Origin of the sequence: Arthrobacter sp. NPDC057009 (assembly GCF_042673905.1) — a bacterium.
GTDB lineage: Bacteria > Actinomycetota > Actinomycetes > Actinomycetales > Micrococcaceae > Arthrobacter.
This window is the reverse complement of the sequence record NZ_JBHUSB010000003.1, coordinates 174,819-193,477: the sequence shown is the minus strand read 5'-3', so window position 1 is coordinate 193,477 and position 18,659 is coordinate 174,819. Positions and strand designations below refer to the sequence as shown.

General features: G+C 67.5%; 18 protein-coding genes. 15 read left to right on the top strand and 3 right to left on the bottom strand.

All coding sequences use genetic code 11. The features are described from left to right. Nucleotides 1–80 precede the first annotated feature (80 nt). The 10 genes from ACFTR6_RS05415 to ACFTR6_RS05370 all read left to right on the top strand — a co-directional run bounded on the left by ACFTR6_RS05415 (nt 81) and on the right by ACFTR6_RS05370 (nt 8,517). Entirely contained in the window at nt 81–584 is a 504-nt protein-coding gene (locus tag ACFTR6_RS05415; RefSeq protein ID WP_377957143.1) for a tripartite tricarboxylate transporter TctB family protein, read from the top strand. Nucleotides 585–586: 2 nt separating this feature from the next. Next, complete coding sequence (locus ACFTR6_RS05410) at nt 587–2,089, top strand: tripartite tricarboxylate transporter permease (RefSeq protein WP_377957142.1); 1,503 nt, start codon at nt 587–589, stop codon at nt 2,087–2,089. Nucleotides 2,090–2,152: 63 nt separating this feature from the next. Next, the gene (locus tag ACFTR6_RS05405) at nt 2,153–3,154 is read left to right on the top strand and encodes a tripartite tricarboxylate transporter substrate binding protein (protein WP_377957198.1); all 1,002 of its coding nucleotides are present in this window, start codon (nt 2,153–2,155) and stop codon (nt 3,152–3,154) included. Nucleotides 3,155–3,228: 74 nt separating this feature from the next. Further along, nucleotides 3,229–3,858 carry an RraA family protein gene (locus ACFTR6_RS05400; protein ID WP_076800071.1) on the top strand — a complete coding sequence of 210 codons (630 nt, stop codon included), beginning with the start codon at nt 3,229–3,231 and terminating at the stop codon, nt 3,856–3,858. Nucleotides 3,859–3,871: 13 nt separating this feature from the next. Then, nucleotides 3,872–4,657, top strand: a complete 786-nt coding sequence (locus ACFTR6_RS05395; protein ID WP_377957141.1) for a DUF1932 domain-containing protein — start codon at nt 3,872–3,874, stop codon at nt 4,655–4,657. 79 nt (nt 4,658–4,736) lie between these two features. Continuing rightward, nucleotides 4,737–6,083, top strand: coding sequence for a TRAP transporter large permease subunit (locus ACFTR6_RS05390; protein WP_076800067.1), 1,347 nt, complete (start codon nt 4,737–4,739; stop codon nt 6,081–6,083). Nucleotides 6,084–6,088: 5 nt separating this feature from the next. Next, nucleotides 6,089–6,352, top strand: coding sequence for a hypothetical protein (locus ACFTR6_RS05385; protein ID WP_335633062.1), 264 nt, complete (start codon nt 6,089–6,091; stop codon nt 6,350–6,352). Then, entirely contained in the window at nt 6,349–7,338 is a 990-nt protein-coding gene (locus ACFTR6_RS05380) for a cyclase family protein (protein ID WP_076800066.1), read from the top strand. The genes ACFTR6_RS05385 and ACFTR6_RS05380 overlap by 4 nt, the downstream gene beginning before the upstream one ends. A 127-nt stretch (nt 7,339–7,465) precedes the next feature. After that, entirely contained in the window at nt 7,466–7,927 is a 462-nt protein-coding gene (locus ACFTR6_RS05375; RefSeq protein WP_377957140.1) for a DUF4383 domain-containing protein, read from the top strand. 245 nt (nt 7,928–8,172) lie between these two features. Continuing rightward, on the top strand, nt 8,173–8,517 hold the full coding sequence (locus ACFTR6_RS05370; RefSeq protein ID WP_076800062.1) for a hypothetical protein: 345 nt from the start codon (nt 8,173–8,175) through the stop codon (nt 8,515–8,517). A 2-nt stretch (nt 8,518–8,519) separates the two neighbouring features. Here ACFTR6_RS05370 and ACFTR6_RS05365 read toward each other — a convergent pair whose 3' ends face one another. Together ACFTR6_RS05365 and ACFTR6_RS05360 are read right to left on the bottom strand one after the other, a co-directional pair. Next, entirely contained in the window at nt 8,520–10,526 is a 2,007-nt protein-coding gene (locus ACFTR6_RS05365; RefSeq protein ID WP_377957197.1) for a VWA domain-containing protein, read from the bottom strand. Nucleotides 10,527–10,557: 31 nt separating this feature from the next. Next, nucleotides 10,558–11,946: a sigma 54-interacting transcriptional regulator gene (locus tag ACFTR6_RS05360; protein WP_377957139.1), complete on the bottom strand. Its 1,389-nt coding sequence runs from the start codon at nt 11,944–11,946 to the stop codon at nt 10,558–10,560. A gap of 105 nt (nt 11,947–12,051) precedes the next feature. Here ACFTR6_RS05360 and ACFTR6_RS05355 point away from each other — a divergent pair, with 105 nt between their 5' ends. Next, entirely contained in the window at nt 12,052–12,699 is a 648-nt protein-coding gene (locus ACFTR6_RS05355; protein WP_377957138.1) for an MSMEG_4193 family putative phosphomutase, read from the top strand. A 30-nt stretch (nt 12,700–12,729) separates the two neighbouring features. Then, nucleotides 12,730–13,431 carry an SCO1664 family protein gene (locus ACFTR6_RS05350; protein ID WP_076803697.1) on the top strand — a complete coding sequence of 234 codons (702 nt, stop codon included), beginning with the start codon at nt 12,730–12,732 and terminating at the stop codon, nt 13,429–13,431. Nucleotides 13,432–13,454: 23 nt separating this feature from the next. Here ACFTR6_RS05350 and ACFTR6_RS05345 read toward each other — a convergent pair whose 3' ends face one another. Next, nucleotides 13,455–14,897: an amino acid permease gene (locus ACFTR6_RS05345; protein ID WP_377957137.1), complete on the bottom strand. Its 1,443-nt coding sequence runs from the start codon at nt 14,895–14,897 to the stop codon at nt 13,455–13,457. A gap of 322 nt (nt 14,898–15,219) precedes the next feature. Here ACFTR6_RS05345 and hisC point away from each other — a divergent pair, with 322 nt between their 5' ends. From hisC to ACFTR6_RS05330, 3 genes are all read left to right on the top strand, one after another. Further along, nucleotides 15,220–16,311: a histidinol-phosphate transaminase gene (gene hisC / locus ACFTR6_RS05340; RefSeq protein ID WP_377957136.1), complete on the top strand. Its 1,092-nt coding sequence runs from the start codon at nt 15,220–15,222 to the stop codon at nt 16,309–16,311. 38 nt (nt 16,312–16,349) lie between these two features. Next, nucleotides 16,350–18,062, top strand: coding sequence for a thiamine pyrophosphate-binding protein (locus tag ACFTR6_RS05335; protein ID WP_377957135.1), 1,713 nt, complete (start codon nt 16,350–16,352; stop codon nt 18,060–18,062). A gap of 83 nt (nt 18,063–18,145) precedes the next feature. Beyond that, the gene (locus ACFTR6_RS05330; RefSeq protein ID WP_076800054.1) at nt 18,146–18,625 is read left to right on the top strand and encodes an Lrp/AsnC family transcriptional regulator; all 480 of its coding nucleotides are present in this window, start codon (nt 18,146–18,148) and stop codon (nt 18,623–18,625) included. Nucleotides 18,626–18,659 lie beyond the last annotated feature (34 nt).

Here is an 18,659-nt window from a genome sequence, read left to right as displayed (position 1 = left end):
ACAGCACCTGTGGGCCGTGTCACTATTTCTTCTGATGTAAGAGACTTTCATTCTATGAAAGCAATTGGAAGGCATTTCGAATGACAACGGAGTCGACCATGACCCAGACCCCTGCCCGGGCGAGGCCAGCGCGCAGCGTTCTGGCAGGGATCACCGCCTTCGCGGCACTGGGCGCCTACGTACTGGTTAGTTCGGTGGGTCTCGGCCTCTGGACTTCCCTGGGACCCGGGCCCGGACTGTTCCCGTTCGCCATGGGCGCGCTGCTCGCGTCGATGTCGGTGCTGTGGCTGTTGCAGGAGCTCAAGAAACCCAGCGCCGCCGGTGAGGGTGCCGACCGCGGACTGGTGACAGCCGTCGTCGTCAGCCTGCTGGTGCTGGCCGCGGTGATGGACCTGCTCGGCTTCCAGCTGAGCATGTTCCTCTTCCTGATGTACCACCTGAAGATCCGGGGAAAGAGGAGCTGGCTGTCCTCTCTGCTGACCGCTTTGGCCGGAAGCGTCGGAGCCTTCTACGCCTTCAACTACGGACTGAACGTGGCCCTGCCCGTCTCATCCATTACCGTCCTGAACCTGATCGGACTCTAGACATGGACACCCTCAATGAACTGCTGAACGGTTTCGCGGCCGCGCTGACGTGGCAGAACCTCATCTTCGCGTTCCTGGGCTGCCTGCTCGGCACAGTCATCGGCGTGCTGCCGGGCATCGGCCCCGTGGCAGGCGTTGCCCTGCTTATTCCGCTCACGCTGAACATGGACGCCACCGGCTCGATCATCATGCTCTGCGCCATCTTCTACGGCACTGCCTACGGGGGAACCATCACGAGCGTGCTGCTGAACACGCCGGGTGAGGCGGCATCGGCGATCACCACCATCGACGGCCACGCCATGACCAAGATCGGCAAGGCCGGCGCTGCCTTGACCATCGCCGCCATCGGTTCCTTCGTCGGCGGCACCATCGCCACGCTCGGACTCGTGGCCGCCGCCAAACCACTGGGCGAGCTCGGCCTACTGGTCGGCCCGCCGGAGTTCTTCGCCCTCATGGTCGTCGGCATCTCCCTGCTGGTGGCGCTGGCAGGAAAGTCCATGGTCAAGGCCCTGATCTCCGGGGCCCTGGGCCTGCTGATCTCCATGGTTGGCATCGACCCCGTCGCGGGAGCCCCGAGGTTTACGTTCGGCGTGGACCGGCTCCTGGACGGCGTGAGCTTCGTGGCCGTCATCGTGGGTGTCTTCGGCCTGTCCGAGATCCTCTCCTACCGCAAGGGCGAGTCGACGGTGGTGCACGCCCCCGGCTTCCGTTCGCTGCTGCCCACGGGCAAGGAATGGCGCCGCAGCGCGCCGGCCATGGCCCGCGGAACCGGCATCGGCTTCGGGCTTGGCCTGATCCCCGGCATGACCGGATCGGTCGCCTCCCTGCTCTCCTACGGTGCCGAGAAGAAGTTCTCCAAGTACCGCAACGAGCTCGGTAGCGGGGCCGTCGAGGGTGTCGCCGGGCCGGAAACAGCCAACAACTCGCACGCCAACGCGGCACTCATCCCCCTGTTCACCCTCGGAATCCCGGCTTCGCCGACCATCGCTGTCCTCATGGGGGCCTTCCTGCAACAGGGCCTGACCCCGGGGCCGACGCTGTTCACCGAGCACTCCGAAATTGCCTGGGCGATCATCGCAAGCCTCTTCATTGGCAACCTGCTGCTGGTGCTGCTGAACGTTCCCCTGGTGGGGCTCTGGACCTCGATCCTGCGGGTGCCGTCCTCCATCCTGACCGCACTGATCCTGCTCTTCATGGTCATCGGCGCCTACACCATCAACTTCAGCGTCTTCGACGTCTTCGTCATGATCGGCTTCGGCCTGCTGGGCCTGGCCCTGCGGCACCTGGAGATCCCGCTGGCCCCCATGGTCCTCACCCTGGTCCTGGGCCCGCTCATGGAACGGTCGCTGCGCGAATCACTGGAAATCTCCCAGGGCGACTTCGGCATCTTCCTCAACCGCCCGATCTCCATGGTCCTGATCATCCTCGGCGCGCTGATCATCTGCAGCCCGCTGCTGAAGCTCCGCAAGCCCAAGGCGCTGATGGACGACGACCCCGAAACCTAAACCGTCCCCAACCTACAAAACAACCAGCCTCTTCGAAGGAGAAGACCCTTGTCACCCAAGAACCTGTCACGCAAGAAAGTAACCGCGGCCCTCGCCGGAGCCGCCCTGCTCGCCCTAACCGGATGCGGCGCCAACGCCGGCACAAACGCCGCCTCCGGGGACGACTTCCCCAGGAAGGGCAAGAGCATTGAGCTCATCGTCGCGTTCTCCTCGGGCGGCGCCGTGGACACCGCAGCACGCCTCGTCCAGCCCGTCCTGGAAAAGGAGCTTGGCACCAACGTCGAGGTCATCAACAAGCCGGGCGCCGGCGGCCAGATCGGCTACACCCAGCTCACCAGCGCCAAGCCCGACGGCTACACCATCGGCGCCACCGGTTCCCCGTCCGTCGTCGTATCCCCGCTGGACCCGGCGCGCGGTGCGAAGTACACGCGCAGCAGCTTCCAGCCGCTCGGCCGCCAGGTCATTGACCCCGCCGTCATTGCCGTCCAGCCGGACAGCCCGTACAAGACCCTCAAGGAACTCCTCGATGCGGCCAAGGCCAAGCCGAAATCCATGACCGCGAGCACCACCGGCCTGCAGACCGGCGAGCACTTCGCGATGGCCCAGATCCAGGAGACCACGGGCGCCGAGTTCGCCCCGGTCCACTTCTCCGAGGGCGCCTCCCAGGCCACCACGGCATTCCTGGGCAAGCACGTGGACATCCTGGTGGCGAACGTCAGTGACGTGACCGACCTGACCAAGCAGAACAAGGCCCGTGTCCTTGGCGTCATGACCGCCGAGCGGTCCCCGTCGCTGCCGGACGTGCCCACGTTCAAGGAAAGCGGGTACGACGTCGAGGCCGGCACCGCCCGCGGCTACTCCGCCCCCGCCGGCCTGCCGGACGCCGTTGCCAAGAAGCTCGAGGCCGCGCTCCAGAAGGCCATCGAGGACCCGGAGGTCGTCAAGAAGATGAACGACCTCGGCCTGCAGACCAGCTACCTCTCCGGCAAGGACTACGAGACGTTCTGGGCCGGCCAGGAGGGGGACTTCAAGAAGGTCCTGCCGCTGGTTCAGAAGAAGGACTAGCCCAGAAGAAGGACTAGCCCGAACGCTCCCCCGCCCGTCCCAGCCCACACCAACACCACCAGGGAAGACTTGCCATGACCACCCCCGCCCTTCAGGACACCTCCTTCATCCGCCCGGACCAGGAACTGGTCGAGCGGCTGGCCAAGCTGCCCGCCGCGAACATCGGTGACGCCATGGACCGGCTGGGCGTCGCCGACTCAGCGATCCAGGCGATCTGGCCCGGGGCGAAAATCGCCGGACCGGCCTTCACTGTCTGGACCCGCCCCGGCGACAACCAGGGCATCCACGAGGCCCTGAAGCAGGCCAAGCCGGGCGACGTCATCGTGGTCTCCGGCGGCGGCGACGAGTCCCGCGCCCTGCTGGGCGAGCTGATCGGCGAGCGTGCCATCAACCTCGGCATCGCCGGCTTCGCCCTTGACGGCGCTGCCCGCGATGCCGAGGCCCTGGGCGAAATCGGCATGCCGGTCTTCGCCCGTGCGGTCACCCCGGCAGGCCCGTACAAGAACGGGCCGCACCGAATCGGCGGTCCGGTCGCCTTCGGCGGCGTTCCGGTCCTGCCGGGCGACATCATCATCGGCGACTCCGACGGCGTCGTCGTCATCCCCCGTGAGCAGGCCGCGGCCGTGGCGGACGCCGCAGAAGCAGTTTTCGCAGACGAGACCAACCGCCGCGCGTCGATCATCGCCGCGCGCGGCCAGGAGTAAGGAAAGACCTCCCATGACAAAGTGCACCATCATCGGCCTGGGCGAAGCAGGAGCTGCCTACGCCGAAGCCCTGGCTGCCGCCGGCCACCAGGTCACCGGCTTCGACCCGGTGGCCCCGTCCACCCCGCCGGGAATCACCCGGGCGGCCACCGCCGCCGAAGCCTGCCGGGACGCGGAGATTGTCCTGGTGCTCACCGGCGCCGCCGCCGCCCGCAGCGTCGCCGAGGACTGCCTGCCGGTGCTTCCGGCCGGCAGCACCTACGCGGACCTCACCTCCTCCTCCCCCACTGTCATGGAGGAACTCGGCCAGCTGCCCAGCCAGGCGCTGTTCGCCGACGTCGCGATCCTCGGCCCCGTCGCCGCCCTTGGAGTCAAGACGCCGCTCATGGTCAGCGGTCCCGGTTCGGCTGCGGTGGCACAGCTGCTGACGCCGTTGGGGCCCGACATCGAAATTGCCGACGGCGGGCCGGGGGCGGCTATGTCCCACAAGCTGCTGCGCAGCGTACTGATGAAGGGTCTGGCGTCGGTTGTTGTCGAAGCCGTCACTGCCGGCCGGGCAGCAGGGCTGGAAGACTGGATCCGGGAGCAGATCGCGCGTCAGCTCGCTGGCGACGGCCAGGCCGTCATCGACAGGTTCCTCACCGGAACGGCCAAGCACGCCGTGCGCAGGTCCCGGGAAATGCAGGACACCGCCAGCTATCTTGCAGAGCTCGGCGCCCCGGCGGAAATGACGGAAGCCTCGGCGGCCGCCCTGGCCCGGATCGCCGCAATCCCGGCACCGGAGGCAGCCCTGCGCTGACCGCGCATGAGGCAGAATCAATGAACAGGGAGTCAACGATGAACCCCGAAACCAACAAACAGCCCGAAGGAGCAGCCCGATGACCGGCATCTGGGCGCTGGGAGCCTACCTGGCCGTCATCCTGCTCTGGACGACTGTCATCAAGCGCAGCGTCGGCGAAGCCATGCTCCTGGGGTTCCTCGTTGTCCTTCCGTTCACCGGGGCCGCCGCACAGGTGGGCTGGAGCTCGTTCTACGACGCCATCACCGATGAGATCGTCTACGCCACCATGGCGTTTGTTTTCATGGGGTACCTGCTGGAGCGGACGGGCGTGCTGGACCGGCTCATCGACCTGTTGAACTCCCTGATCGGCGGCGTCAAGGGCGGCCCGGCCTGGGTCTCCACGGTCGCGTCGGCCGGCCTGGGCGGTGTGGTCCACAACCAGGCCGCGATCGCGGCGACCGTGGGCTCGGTGACCATCCCCTGGATGGAAAAGTCCCGGCTCGACAAGCCGTCGGCGGCCACGCTCGTGGCCGGGAACGCCGGAATGGGCATTACTTTTCCGTTCAGTGCCTCCATGTTCGTCCTCGTAGGATCCGCCACCGTCGGCCCGCTGCTGCAGGTCAACGACCTTGTCCTTCCCCTGCTGCTGGGCGGGCTCTGGTGCTTCCTGCACCGCCTGATCATCACCTACGTGCTCATCCGCAAAAGCGGCATGGCGCCCCTGGACCACGCCCACCGGACGCCCATCCGGCGGGCGTTCAGCCATGGCTGGGCCACCCTGCTCCTGTTCGCCGTGGTGGCCATCCCCCTGATCATCACCTCCGGTGCCATCGCCGCAGCCCTGACGGACTGGGCCGGCGCGGACGTGACCAAAGCGGTCAGCGTCATCGTCTGGATCCCGGTGATCCTCATCATCACCGGGGCCATCCTGGGCCGGAAGCGGCTGCCGCGCGGCCCGAAGGCATACTGGGACTTCCTGCAGCAGTCCGCCCCGCGCTTCGGCGTCGTGGGCGTCACGGTGGTGTTCGCGTTCGCCGGCGCCAACGCCCTGGCCGCAACCGGCCTGCCCAAACAGATGACGGCACTGCTGAACGAGCTCCAGCTGCCGCTGTGGCTGCTGGCCGTCCTGATCGGGCTGATCGTCATCGCCGTCGCCGCGCCCCTGTCCGCGACGGCGACCATGGCCGCCGTCGGAACCGTCGGCGTGGCCACACTGGTAGCCGCCGGCGTGCCTGCCACCACGGCGGCAGTGGCCGTGCTGGTCTTCTCCTCCTGCGAGGCCGCGGTCCCGCCGGGAGGTGCCCCCTTGTACGTTGCCTGCGGCATCGCCGACGTCGACCCGATCAAGACCTTTGCCCGCCTGTTCACCCTCTACGCCCTGCCCCTGCTGGCCATCGGCGTGCTGATCGCCGTCGGCGTTCTCCCCATCGGCGTTCCCCTCTAGGAAGCATGGAAATGCAGAAGCTACGACGCACCGTCAACTCCGTCTTCGTGGCCAGCCTGGCCCTACTGCTCATCGCCGGCATCGTGTTCGTTGCCGGGCAGGCCCTCGCCCTGGTCACTGGCCAGGGCGAGTGGCTGGCAGCCCTGAATGAGGGCGTCAAGGTCCCGGCCTGCATCGCCGCGTCCATCTGCGCCATCACCGGCTTCCTGCTCAGCTACAAGCAGCCGGCAAAACAAGACCAGCGGCAGCAGGAAGCCCGTACCCCATGACCGCGACGGAATCCGACACCACCTACCCCTCGTACAAGTCCCTGCTGGAACGGGATGGGCACCTCTCGGGGACCTCGTGGGGCCTGTTTCCCGACGCCGGACGCGGCACCCCGTCCTTCATCGGCCCGGACGCCGTCAGGGAAGCCGCCGGCTGCATCCGGACCGGCACCGCCTTCGGCCTCGACTACCCCGCCGACGCCTTCGACCCCGGCATGTCCCTGAAACGGCGGGCTCCCCGGCACACGATCTACTCGGCGCACCCTGCCCACCGCGACGACTACCTCGACGGGTACTACCTCCAGGGCTCCAGCCAGATCGACGGCCTCCGGCACCGCCGGGCAGACGATGTGGGCTTCTACAACGGCACGCCCGACGACCGCATCCGGGAAGGGACCGCCGACCTCGGCATCCAGACGTGGGCCGAGCAGCCCATCGTCGGCCGCGGCATCCTGGTGGACCTCGATGGCTACTGCCGGGAACAGGGCACGCCGATCGACCACGCGGCCGGGCAGCCGCTGGGCCTCGCGCTGGTCCAGGCCGCCGCCGCAGCGCAGTCCGTGTCCCTCCGGCCCGGGGACATCCTCATGCTGCACACAGGGTGGTGCGAATGGTTCCTCTCACTGCCGGCAGAGGACAAGGAGAGCCTCCGTGACAGCCGGCGGGCCAGCGGCATCGAACAATCATCCGAGTTCGTTGCCTGGGCCTGGGATAACCGACTCGCTGTCATCGCCGCGGACAACTTCGCCGTCGAATGCCTGCCGGCGGTCCCCACGAGCCCGTTCCGGGACACGGCCCCGAACGATCACGGCATGATGCACCAGCAGCTCCTCGCCAAGCTCGGCCTGCCCCTGGGAGAACTCTGGCAGCTCGGCCCGCTCAGCCGGCACCTCAGGGCGGCCGGCTCCTGGGATGCGTTCGTCACCATCAAGCCGCTGAACATCACCGGGGCCACCGGTTCGCCCGCCAATGCGACGGCGGTGACGTAGCGAGATTGCCTTCCGGTCACAATTTAGCAAGCCTGCTTACCATTTCATCGTAAGCATGCTTATTATTGTGGCGCACTGGTTCACCAGTAGCAGCAGACCCGCACCGGAGAGCAGAAAGGCCACCACATTGGCGACCACAAACAGGACCACCGGACGCACAACCAACTTGCAAAAGGCCGCACAGGGCGTAGGAGCAGTTTTCCTGCTCGTCGGCGTCCTCGGCTTCATTCCCGGGATCACCAGCAACTACGATTCCCTGAGCTTCGCAGGGCACGGCTCCGAAGCCCTGCTCCTGGGCATCTTCCAGGTTTCCGTGCTGCACAACATCGTCCACCTGCTGTTTGGAGCAGCGGGACTGGCGATGGCCCGGTCCCACAGCGGGTCCAGGAACTTCCTGCTCTACGGCGGCGTCGTTTACCTCGTTCTGTGGCTGTACGGCCTGCTGGTCGACCACGACAGCGCCGCCAACTTTGTCCCGGTCAACAGTGCTGACAACTGGCTCCACCTGCTTCTTGGCCTGGCCATGATCGCTTTGGCGATTCTGCTTTCCCGCGACCCGCGCGCGAGGGGAGCTGCCCCGTCGCGCTGAGCGGCGGACAGTTGACTGCCTGGATGGCGGCACCGCCGGCGCCCTCGTTGCCGGCGGTGCCGCCATCGGCATTTCCGCACGGCAGCCAAATCCTGCCCATGTTGCCACCACACCCGGGCGGCCACCGGTCATGGGAGGTCCCGACGGCGCCTCCCAGCCCCTGGACTTGTTACCCGCGTCACATTCGTCTATCGTTGTCGGGGGCCACAGCGTGGTGGCCCTTTCTAAAACGGGGAGAAAACTTAGTGAACGAGAAGCTGCGGGTGCTGGTCAGCGTTGACCTCGACGGCGCCAAGGCTCAGGTTAAGACCCAGGGCCACGTAACTATTCAAAGCATTCAGGGCCTGTACGACGTGATGAAGCGCGCGGACTCCCTGGTCCCCGGGCTGGCTCTGGAACTGGACATGACCCTCGCCGACGTGGAACCCCAGGCCATGGAGGAGCTCCGTGGCTGCGCGCGCACCCGTCACCTGCCCGTCCAGGTGGACCCGCTCCAGCGCGACTACCGGTTCAGCATCCTGGCACCGAAGGTTGCAGCGCCGAAGCTTGCAGTACTTCCGGTGGCCGAATCAGTGCTGGCAGCCGCCTGACCCTAAATCCCCGCGACCCAGTCGTCGTCGTACAGTCCATCGCGGAAGTGCGTGCGGAGGTACGCACCCACAACCGCGGCGCCCAGGTCGCCGGTCTCAGGTGCCACCACCTTGCCATCGATCCGGCGGGCCAGCCGGCGGGTAAAGCGTTCCAGGCCGGGGTCGTCGCCGAGCCGGAAGAAGGTGGCCTGCGTGCCGGCACGGCCCAGCCGCTCCAGTTCGGCGACCGTCACGCGGATGGTCTCCTGGTCCGGGGGCCAGCAGAACCACGACTCGCCGTCCGGCAGCAGGTGCGCGGTGGGCTCGCCGTCGGTCACCACAAGGAGGACGGGCTGCATTGACGGGTGTTTGCGGAAGAACCGGCCGGCCAGCAGCAGGCCGTGGTGCAGGTTGGTCCCCTGCTCCCGCAGGGCCGGCAGCGCAGTCAGCTCGCCGATGTCCGTCGCCTGTGCGTAGCGGCCGAACGTGATCAGCTGCAGCCGGTCCCCGCGGAACCGGGTTGAAACGAGGTGGTGCAGGGCGAGCGCGGTGCGCTTCATGGGCACCCAGCGCCCCTCGGCGGCCATTGAGAACGACACGTCCGCGAGGAGGACGACGGCGGCCTGGGTCCGCGCCTCCGTCTCCGCCACCTCGATGTCGCCGACGGCGAGGTGCAGTCCGCCGGCCGGATCACCGCCGTCGGCCATGGTGCGGCGGATGGCGTTGGTCATGGTGCGGGTGACATCCCAGGGCTCGGCGTCGCCGAACTCCCACTGCCGGCTGGAGCCGGTCTGCTCTCCGGCGGCCCCGGCAACCCGGGTGTCCCGGCGGCCCTGCCGTCCGGACAGCTGCTTGGCGGCGTCCCGCAGCAGCGACTTCCCAAGCCGCCGCATGGCCTGCGGCGACAGCCGGAGGTCGCCGTCGGAGCCGCGGCGCAGGTAGCCGCCCTCCTGCATGGCCCGTTCAATCTCGGCAAGGGTGCGCGCCGTCACTGCGGCGTTCTGGCCCAACTGCCGCGCCAGGGCATCCAGGTCCAGGTCGTCGAGTGTGGACCCGTTGTACGACTGGGAGAGCTGTTCGGACAGCTCGTCGAGCTCGGCGATGTCCTGCAGCACACCGGTGCCGTCGCCCAGCCCGAGCCCTTCCTGGCCGCCGAAGCGTTCGGAGCCGCTCCAGTCCTCGCCGGGCCGCAGGGCGCGCAGGCTGTCGTCGAGCTGGTTGAGCTGTGCCATCAGTTCGGCCGAGCCGAAGGCCTGGGCGGACAGCCGCGTCAGCTCGTCGCGCTGCTCTGCGGACATCGACTGCAGGAGGCGCTGGGCTGCGGCCGCGCGCTTGGCAAGGGCGTCCACCAGCTCCTCGACTGACTGCGGGTTCTCCGGAAAGAAGTCACCGTGCTTGGCCATGAACTCCCGGAAATCCGCGTCGGTGTCCTCGCCGCGCCGGTGCTTGCCCAGCAGTTCGTTGAGGTCGCGCAGCATCTCAGCCACGGCTTCGCGGTCCTCATCCGTGGCATTCTCCAGCGCGTGCTTCATGCCGGCAAACCGCTGGTCAAGAACCTCCCGGCCCAGCAGGTCCTTGATCCTCTCGTACGCCTCCCGGGCACTGCTCGACTGCCAGTCATAGGACGCGAGCTCATTGACCGCAGCCGCCGTGGACGGTGGCAGGTTCTCCAGCTGCATCTCGCGGAAGGCGCGGTCGGTGTTGTCCATCATGGCGTCGCGCGCCAGCTGCTTGCGCTCCTCCAGCACGGCCGTGTCGAGCAGCTTCCTGACCTCGTTGAGTGTGCCGTCCAGCCGGTGTTGGCCCAGCAGTTCACGCCGCCGCTGCTGGACGCGCCGGGCCAGGTCGTCGAGCCCGTCGCGGTTCTGGCCGCCCCGCCGCAGGTACTCCTGCAGGGCGTGCCGCGGCGAGTACCCCGCCATGACGTCCTCGGCGACGGCGTCCAGCGCCTCCGTCAGATCCACCGGCGGGGCCAGCGGATCGGGGCCTCCGGCGTACCGGCCGTACCTGGACCGGTTATGCAGGGTCATCATGCCTCCTGTACCAAAGCGAGAACTGGGCTTAGCCGTAGACCGTTTCCTCGTCGTCGGACTCCTTGGAGATCCGCCGGGCGAGGTAGAGGCCCTCCAGGGCAAGTTCGACGGCGGCAGCCCGCTGGCCGTCGTTTTCCGCGCCCAGGCGCTCACTGATTTTGTCGTAGAGACTTGAGCCGTTGAGGGACGGCAGGTTCGCCAGGAACTCCCGCGCCGTGACCTGGTCCCCCGTGGTGACGGTCTTGTGTCCGTCGAGCGCGGCCACCAGCGGGCCCATGTCGATGCCCTTGAAGTGCGCCCGGCAGGCTTCGGCGGTGGCCGTCCGCAGGAGGTGGTCCAGGACGCCCTGCTCGCGCCCCTCCTCACCCGACTCAAACTCAATCTTTCCGGTGAGGACCTCCACCGCGGTCTCCAGGTCGATGATCCGCGCCACCGCATGGTCCTCCCCGCGGACGCTGGCCCGGCGCAGTGCTGCGGCGGCAACGGTTTCGGCGCCCGCGATGGCGAACCGGGCGGAAACCCCGGAAGTCTGGTTGATGGCCGGGGACTGGCGCAGCGCCCGCGTGTAGCGGGCCAGAATCTCAAGGAGGACAGGCGGGACGTCGGCCACCAGCTTCCCCTCCTGCCGGATGACGGAGACCTCGTCATCGAGCTCGATCGGGTAGTGGGTGCGGATTTCAGCACCGAAGCGGTCCTTCAGGGGCGTGATGATCCGGCCGCGGTTGGTGTAGTCCTCAGGGTTGGCCGACGCGACGACGAGCACGTCCAGCGGCAGGCGCAGCACGTAGCCGCGGATCTGAATGTCGCGCTCCTCCATCACGTTCAGCATCGACACCTGGATCCGCTCGGCAAGGTCGGGCAGCTCGTTGATGGCGATGATCCCGCGGTTGGAGCGCGGAACGAGGCCGTAGTGGATGGTTTCCGGGTCGCCGAGGCGGCGCCCCTCCGCCACCCGCATCGGGTCGACGTCGCCGATGAGGTCGGCGACCGACGTGTCCGGTGTCGCGAGCTTTTCGACATACCGTTCGGAGCGGTGCCGCCAGGCCACCCGCATGCGGTCCCCTTCGGTGAGCGCACGGGCGCGGGACTGCTCGGTGATCGGCTCGTACGGGTGCTCGTTGAGTTCCGATTCCTCGATCACCGGGGACCACTCGTCCAGCAGCCCGGCCAGGGTGCGGAGCAGCCGCGTCTTGCCTTGCCCGCGTTCGCCGAGCAGGACGACGTCGTGCCCGGCGATCAGGGCACGCTCAAGCTGGGGAAGGACGGTGCGGCTGAATCCGAACAACCCGGGCCACGGATCGCGGCCGGCGGCCAGCGCGGCGACCAGGTTGTCGCGGATCTCGTGGCGCAGGTCCTTGTGGACGTGCCCGGAAGCACGCAGTTCGCCAACGGTGAAGATATCGGGACGATCACTCACCCCTCTACCGTAGTCCCGGACCGCGCAGGGAATCGAGGGATTTCCTCGGAAAGCAGTGCGTAAGAGAGCTGCACGGGGCAGGCGGCGAACGCTTAGGCTTGTGCTGTGACTGCCGCACCGCCGTCGAAACCGGAGAGCACCCTCCTCCTTCTGGTGCGCCACGGGGAAACGCCCACCACGGGCCAGGTATTGCCGGGGCGGGCGCCGGGACTGCACCTGTCCGACCGGGGCCGCGCCCAGGCCGAGCGGGTCGCGGAACGGCTCGCGGGCCTTCCGGTTTCCGGTATCTACACCTCGCCGCTGGAGCGCACCCGCGAGACAGCCGAACCCACAGCATCGCGCACCGGGCTGGAGGTGCGCGCGGAGGCCGGCCTGATCGAATGCGACTTCGGCGAGTGGACCGGCGTCGCGCTTTCCGAACTGGCGGGCCTTCCGCAGTGGCAGACGGTGCAGCACAACCCGTCAGCCTTCCGCTTTCCCAACGGCGAGAGCTTCACGCAGATGCAGGCGCGGATGGTGGGGGCGCTCGAGATGCTGGGCACCGCGCACGCGGGGGGCGTCGTCGTCTGCTTCTCCCATGCCGACCCGATCAAGGCGGCCGTCGCGCACGCCCTGGGCACGCACCTGGACCTCTTCCAGAGAATTGTCATCAGCCCGGGATCGGTCTCGGCCATCTCCTTGTCGGACGGCCAGGCGCCCGCCGTGCTCATGGTGAATTCGACGTCGGAACCGCTGAGCGGACTGCGGGCTTGACATGGGACCGACGGTGACGTGGGGCAGCCGGTGTCCGGACGGGAGCTGACACTTCTGGCCGGGGGCGATGTGGAGCTGATCGGGCGCATCCCGCGCAGCAGCAACGAGACGTTCCTGGTCCGGATCTTCGCCGGGGACGACTCTGCCTTTGCCGTGTACAAACCCGAGGCCGGAGAGCGGCCGCTGTCCGATTTCGAGCCCGGGCTGTACCGGCGGGAACGCGCGGCGTACCTGCTCAGCGAGTCCCTGGGCTGGGGGTTCGTGCCGCCCACGGTGATCCGCGAGGAGGCGCCCCTCGGAGTCGGGTCGCTGCAGTGGTTCATCGACTGCGACTTCAGCGAGCACTACTTCACGCTGTACGCCGACGTCCCGGAAACCCACGGCGACCTCGCGCGGATAGCACTGTTCGATTACGTCGCCAACAACACGGACCGCAAGAGCGGGCACGTGCTGCGCGGCGACGACGGGCGGGTGTGGGGCATCGACCACGGCCTGTGCTTCTCGGCAATCTTCAAACTCCGCACCGTGATCTGGGACTTCGCAGGTGACCCCGTTCCCGAAACCCTGCTCGAGGACATCACCCCCCTCGCCGACGCCGTACCCGCCGAGGTTGCCGAGCTCCTCGACGGCTCCGAGGTCAGCGCCCTGCGGCGCCGGGTCCAGCGTTTGCTGCGCGAGCCGGTGCTGCCCATTGACCGCACCGGCATGCGCTACCCGTGGCCGCTTGTCTAGCCCGGCTTCCTGCCTCCCGCTTCCTACCTCCGGCTGCGTGCGCGGCCCGTCAGGCGGCAGGCGACGGCGATGGCTGCCGTGAGCGCGAACGTCGAGAGCAGCTGAATCCTGGTGCCGGCGTCGAGGAAGCCCAGGACAAAGATGGCGGCCAGGATAGCCATGGCCAGATAGCTCAGATACGGAAAGGCCCACATCCGCAGCGGAAGTTTAAGGCCTTCCCGGTCAGCACGCCGCCGCAGGACGAACTGGGAAAGAAGCACCGAAGTCCACACCACCAGGATGGTGGAGCCGACCAGGCTGAGCAGAAGCGGCAATACCTTCCCCGGGAAGAAGAGCTCCAAAACCGTCGAGCCGACGCCGAAGGCCACAGACGCGAGCACGGCGCGGACCGGGGCCTGCGCCCTGTTCAACCGGGTCAGTCCCTTGGGCGCCTCGCCGCGCTCAGCAAGGGAATACACCATGCGGGAGGCGCCGTAGAGATTGGCGTTAAGGGCCGAGAGCAGGGCAACGACGGCGACCAGGGTGATGGCGGTTTCCGCCCCCGGGATGCCCGCCACGCGCAGCACTGCGGCAAACGGGGAGGCGAGCTGCTCTGAATCCCAGGGGACAACGGTGACGATGACGAGAAGCGAGCCGACGTAGAACACCATGATCCGCCACACGACGGTGCGGATCGCCTTGCCGACGCTGCGGACCGGGTCCTGGGTCTCGGCGGCCGCAACGCTGACGATTTCCGTGCCGCCAAAGGCGAAGACCACCACGAGCAGTGCGGACGCCACGCCCGCCAGACCGGTCGGGGCGAAGCCGCCGTTGCCAAAGAGGTTGGACAGGCCCGGTGAGTCCACGGCCGGCAGCCAGCCAAAGATGAGGGCGGCGCCGATCAGGATGAAGGCTCCGATGGCCGCTACCTTTAGAATCGCGAACCAGAATTCGAACTCGCCGTAGTTGCGGACACCGGCCACGTTCACGGCCGTGAACACCGTGACGAAAACCAGCGACAGGAGCCAGACGGGCAGATCCGGAAACACCGTCGCAAGCAGGCCGGCGGCTCCGACCGCCTCGGCCGCGATCACCACCACCAGCTGGAACCACCAGAGCCAGCCCAAAGTCGAGCCCGCCGTCTTTCCGAACGCCTTCTGCGCGTAAACGGAGAACGCCCCGATGTTCGGATTCGCGGCCGCGAGTTCCCCCAGCGCCCGCATGACCAGGATGACAAGGGTTCCGGCCACCAGGTACGAGATCAATACAGCCGGCCCGGCCGCCTTTACTCCGACTCCCGAACCCAGGAACAGCCCGGCACCGACGGCGCTGCCCAGCCCCATCATGGTCAGTTGGCGGGACTTCAGGGAGCGGCCCAGTGTGGGCCGCTGCGCGCTGGGCCCCTGTGCTGCGGGTCCCTGCGCTGTAGGTCCGTGCGCGGGTGGAGCTGCCGCCGGTGTGTTGGCGATGGTGGGTGCCTTGTTCATAGATTGCCTCGTATCAGGGTGTGACAAGCGGGCGGACCGCTTGGAGGTCATGGACAGCCAAAAGGGCAGGTCATCGTTGACCGGCCCAGTGGTCGCGGCTCCGTCGTTGGGGAGTCCGGAAGTGACGCTAGTCACTCTGCGGGGGTGTGGCAACTAATTGCATATCCGCTTGGCAAATTGCCTACCGGTACGGGTCCACCCGCGGGCAGGCTGTGCACTTTGCTCACTACCTGGTTGCTAACTTGTCTAGCCCTTCACCCGTTCCCTACGGTGTGCCCCAGACCACAACAGAGCTGCAGGGCAGCATCATCCGGAGGAAACCATGACCACTACCATCGGGCAACGGGCAGGCCTCGACACGATCCCGGCCTATCGGCAGGGAGCAGCACCCAAACCTGTGGACGGGCTCGCACCGTTCAAGCTTTCCTCCAACGAGAACCCTTATCCGCCCCTGCCCTCGGTGATGGAGGCCGTGGCCGGCGCCCTGTCGGGCATCCACCGCTATCCCTCCCTGGCTGCGGACGCCCTGGCCGCGGCAATTGCCGACGAGTGGGGCATCACCGCCGGCAACATCGCATTCGGGGCCGGGTCTGTGGAGGTTGCCTCGCAGATCATCCACGCCGTGACCAACCCGGGTGACCAGGTGATGTTCGCCTGGCGCTCCTTCGAGGCCTATCCGATCCTGGCCACAGTGGCGGGAGCGGAACCCCAGCCAATCCCCCTGACCCCGGAGGGCGGCCATGACCTGCAGGCGATGGCTGCCGCGGTCACCCCGCGCACGAGGGTCATTTTCCTGTGCAACCCGAACAACCCGACGGGCGCAGTCCTGACTGCCGCCGCCGTCGAACGGTTCCTCGACGCGGTCCCGTCGGACGTGCTGGTGGTCATCGATGAGGCCTACCTGCACTTCAACGACCACCCGGAAACCGCCGTCGGAGTGGACCTGTTCCGGCGGCACCCGAACGTGGTTGTCCTGCACACTTTTTCCAAGGCCTACGGTCTGGCGGGCCTGCGCCTCGGCTATGCCATTGGCACGCCCGAACTGATTGCCGGCCTGCGCAAGGTGGCCATCCCCTTCGCCGTCACAGCCCTGGCACAGGAGGCAGGGCTGGCCTCCCTGCGGGCCGGGAAGGAACTTCAGGACCGCATCGACAGCCTGATCAGCGAGCGCCAGCGCGTCTACTCCGGGTTGCTCGGGGCCGGACTTCCGGTGAGGCCATCGGGGGCGAACTTCCTCTGGCTGGACACCGGCATCCATACCGCGGAGGTGGCTGCACTGTTCGAGGCCAACGCCATCGCGGTCCGTGTCTTCCCGACTGAGGGAATCCGCGTCTCCGTGGGGACAGCCGACGCCAACGACCGCGTCCTGGAGATCGCCCGCCGGGCCGGCCGCCTGCTGCTCCGCCAACACTGACCCACTCCCCCAACTTCTAGCCGCGAGGAACAAACCCGATGACACACCGCCTGACCGTATCCGATGTTGTTGCAGATGTCTGCGCCAGCCACGCCGACGTCATCTTTGGGCTGATGGGGAATGGAAACGCCTTCTTCATCAGCAGCCTCACCAGCCGGGGCATGCGTTATATCAGCGCCCGGCATGAAGCCGGGACGATTGCGATGGCCGACGCGTATCACCGGGCCAGCGGCAAGGTGGCGGTGGCCACCGTCACCTACGGCGCGGGATTCACCAACAGCCTGACCGCCCTCACCGAAGCCGCAAAGGCACGGATCCCGATGGTGGTGGTGGTTGGTGACGCGCCGGCGGCGGGACCCCGCCCCTGGGACATTGACCAGGTCATGGTGGCCCGGGGGCTAGGCGTCCAGACCCTCACCGTTGCTGCAGACAATGCCGCGCGGACCACCGAGGAAGCGTGGACGATTGCCCGCCAGGAGCGGAGGCCTGTTGTGGTGGCCCTGCCCTATGACATCTCTTCACTCGCCGCCGTAGAGCAGCAGCCCGTCCGAGCACGTCCGGCAGGGAAGGTCCTGCACCCGGACAGCCTCGACGTGCGGCGGATAGCCTCACTGCTCAACCAGGCGGAGAGGCCGCTGATCATTGCGGGGCGCGGTGCGGTGCTGTCCAACGCCCGGGCTGCCCTCCTGGAACTTGGCGACCGGCTGGGGGCCCTGTATGCCACGTCCGTTATGGCACGGAACTTCTTCGGTTCGCCCTGGGACCTGGGCATTGCCGGCGGCTTCGCCCGCCCCCAGGCCGTGGACATCATGCGGCAGGCCGACGCCGTGCTTGTCGTGGGGGCCGGGCTGAACCTCTTCCAGACCCGGTATGGCTCCCTGTTTGCCCCAGGGACCACCGTGATCCAGATTGACGAGCAGCCGGCAGCAACCTGCGACCAGGTGACGGACTTCGTCCAGGCGGATGCCGCGGCCTTTGCCTGGCAGCTGGCCGCAGCAGTTCCGTCGGCAACGGACGGCGGCTGGCGCGCAAAGCATCCGAAACTGCTGGCCGGCCCCGTCGGCCTCGACCAGGTGGCAGCGGAGTCCGCACCCGACGGCCGGCTGAACCCGCATGCCGTTGCCCGGCTGCTGGACTCGGTTCTCCCCGCAGAACGCACGATCGTCCAGGACGGCGGACACTTCTGCGGCTGGATGCCCATGTACTGCCAGGTGCCGGATCCGCAGGGCCTGATGATGGTGGGCACCGCCTTCCAGACCATCGGGCTGGGACTGCCCGCGGCGGTGGGTGCGGCGGCGGCCCGGCCAGACCGGACAACGGTGCTGATCTCCGGCGACGGCGGTGCGCTCATGGCCTTGGCGGACCTTGAAACCGCCGTCCGGGAGATCGCCAGCGGCGTCATGGTGGTCTTCAACGATGCCGCCTATGGTGCCGAGATCCACCAGTACGCGGTGCGCGGCCTCGACGATGCGGCCATGCAGATCGAGGAAGTGGACTTCAGCGCCGTGGCCAGGGCGATGGGCGCCCAGGGAACGAAGATGCGCTCCCTGGCGGACATTGCCGCCCTGCGGGAATGGCAGGCGGCCGGGGCGCGCGGCCTCTTTGTCCTCGATGTGGCGATTTCGCAGAGCGTGGTGGCTGACTACATGCGGGAAAGCATGGAACCGGTCCTCGCCGCCGACCAGGCCCTTGCCATGCAGGAATCGGCATCCCAGGAAACAGCACTCGCAGAGGCCGCCGCTCCGGCGTGAGATCATGGTGCCAGTTTGCCTAAGGCATTGGCAGATCCGGCAACAGTTTGTGCTGCCGGATCCGGAGGAAGCGGGAGCACGCCATGAACGTGGACGCATTGGATGCGAAAATTGTCCGGTTCTTCACGGATGCGCCGCGGGCCTCCGTGCTGGAGGCCTCGCGGGTGCTCAAAATCGCGCGGGCCACGGTCCAGGCCCGGCTGGACCGCATGACGGACAAGGGCGTGATCGGTTCGTGGGTGCCGCAGCCCGACCCCGCCCACTTCGGTTTCCCCGTGGTGGCCTTTTGCTCGCTGACCATCAACCAGGACCTGGGCCATGACGCCGTGGTGGCCGCGCTCACCAAAATCCCCGAGCTGACGGAGATCCACACGGTCTCCGGCAGCTCGGACCTCATGGCCCGCATCGCCGCCCGCTCCAATCCTGACCTGCAGCGGGTGCTCGACGCGATGATGTCCACCAAGACGGTGCTGCGCTCCACCACGGTGATCGTCCTCAACACCCACTTCCAGGGAAGGACCCTGCCGCTGCTGGAAGCCGAGGCCGCACACAAAACCGGTTAAGCGCGAACGTACACTTGTGGCCCCATTTTCACGG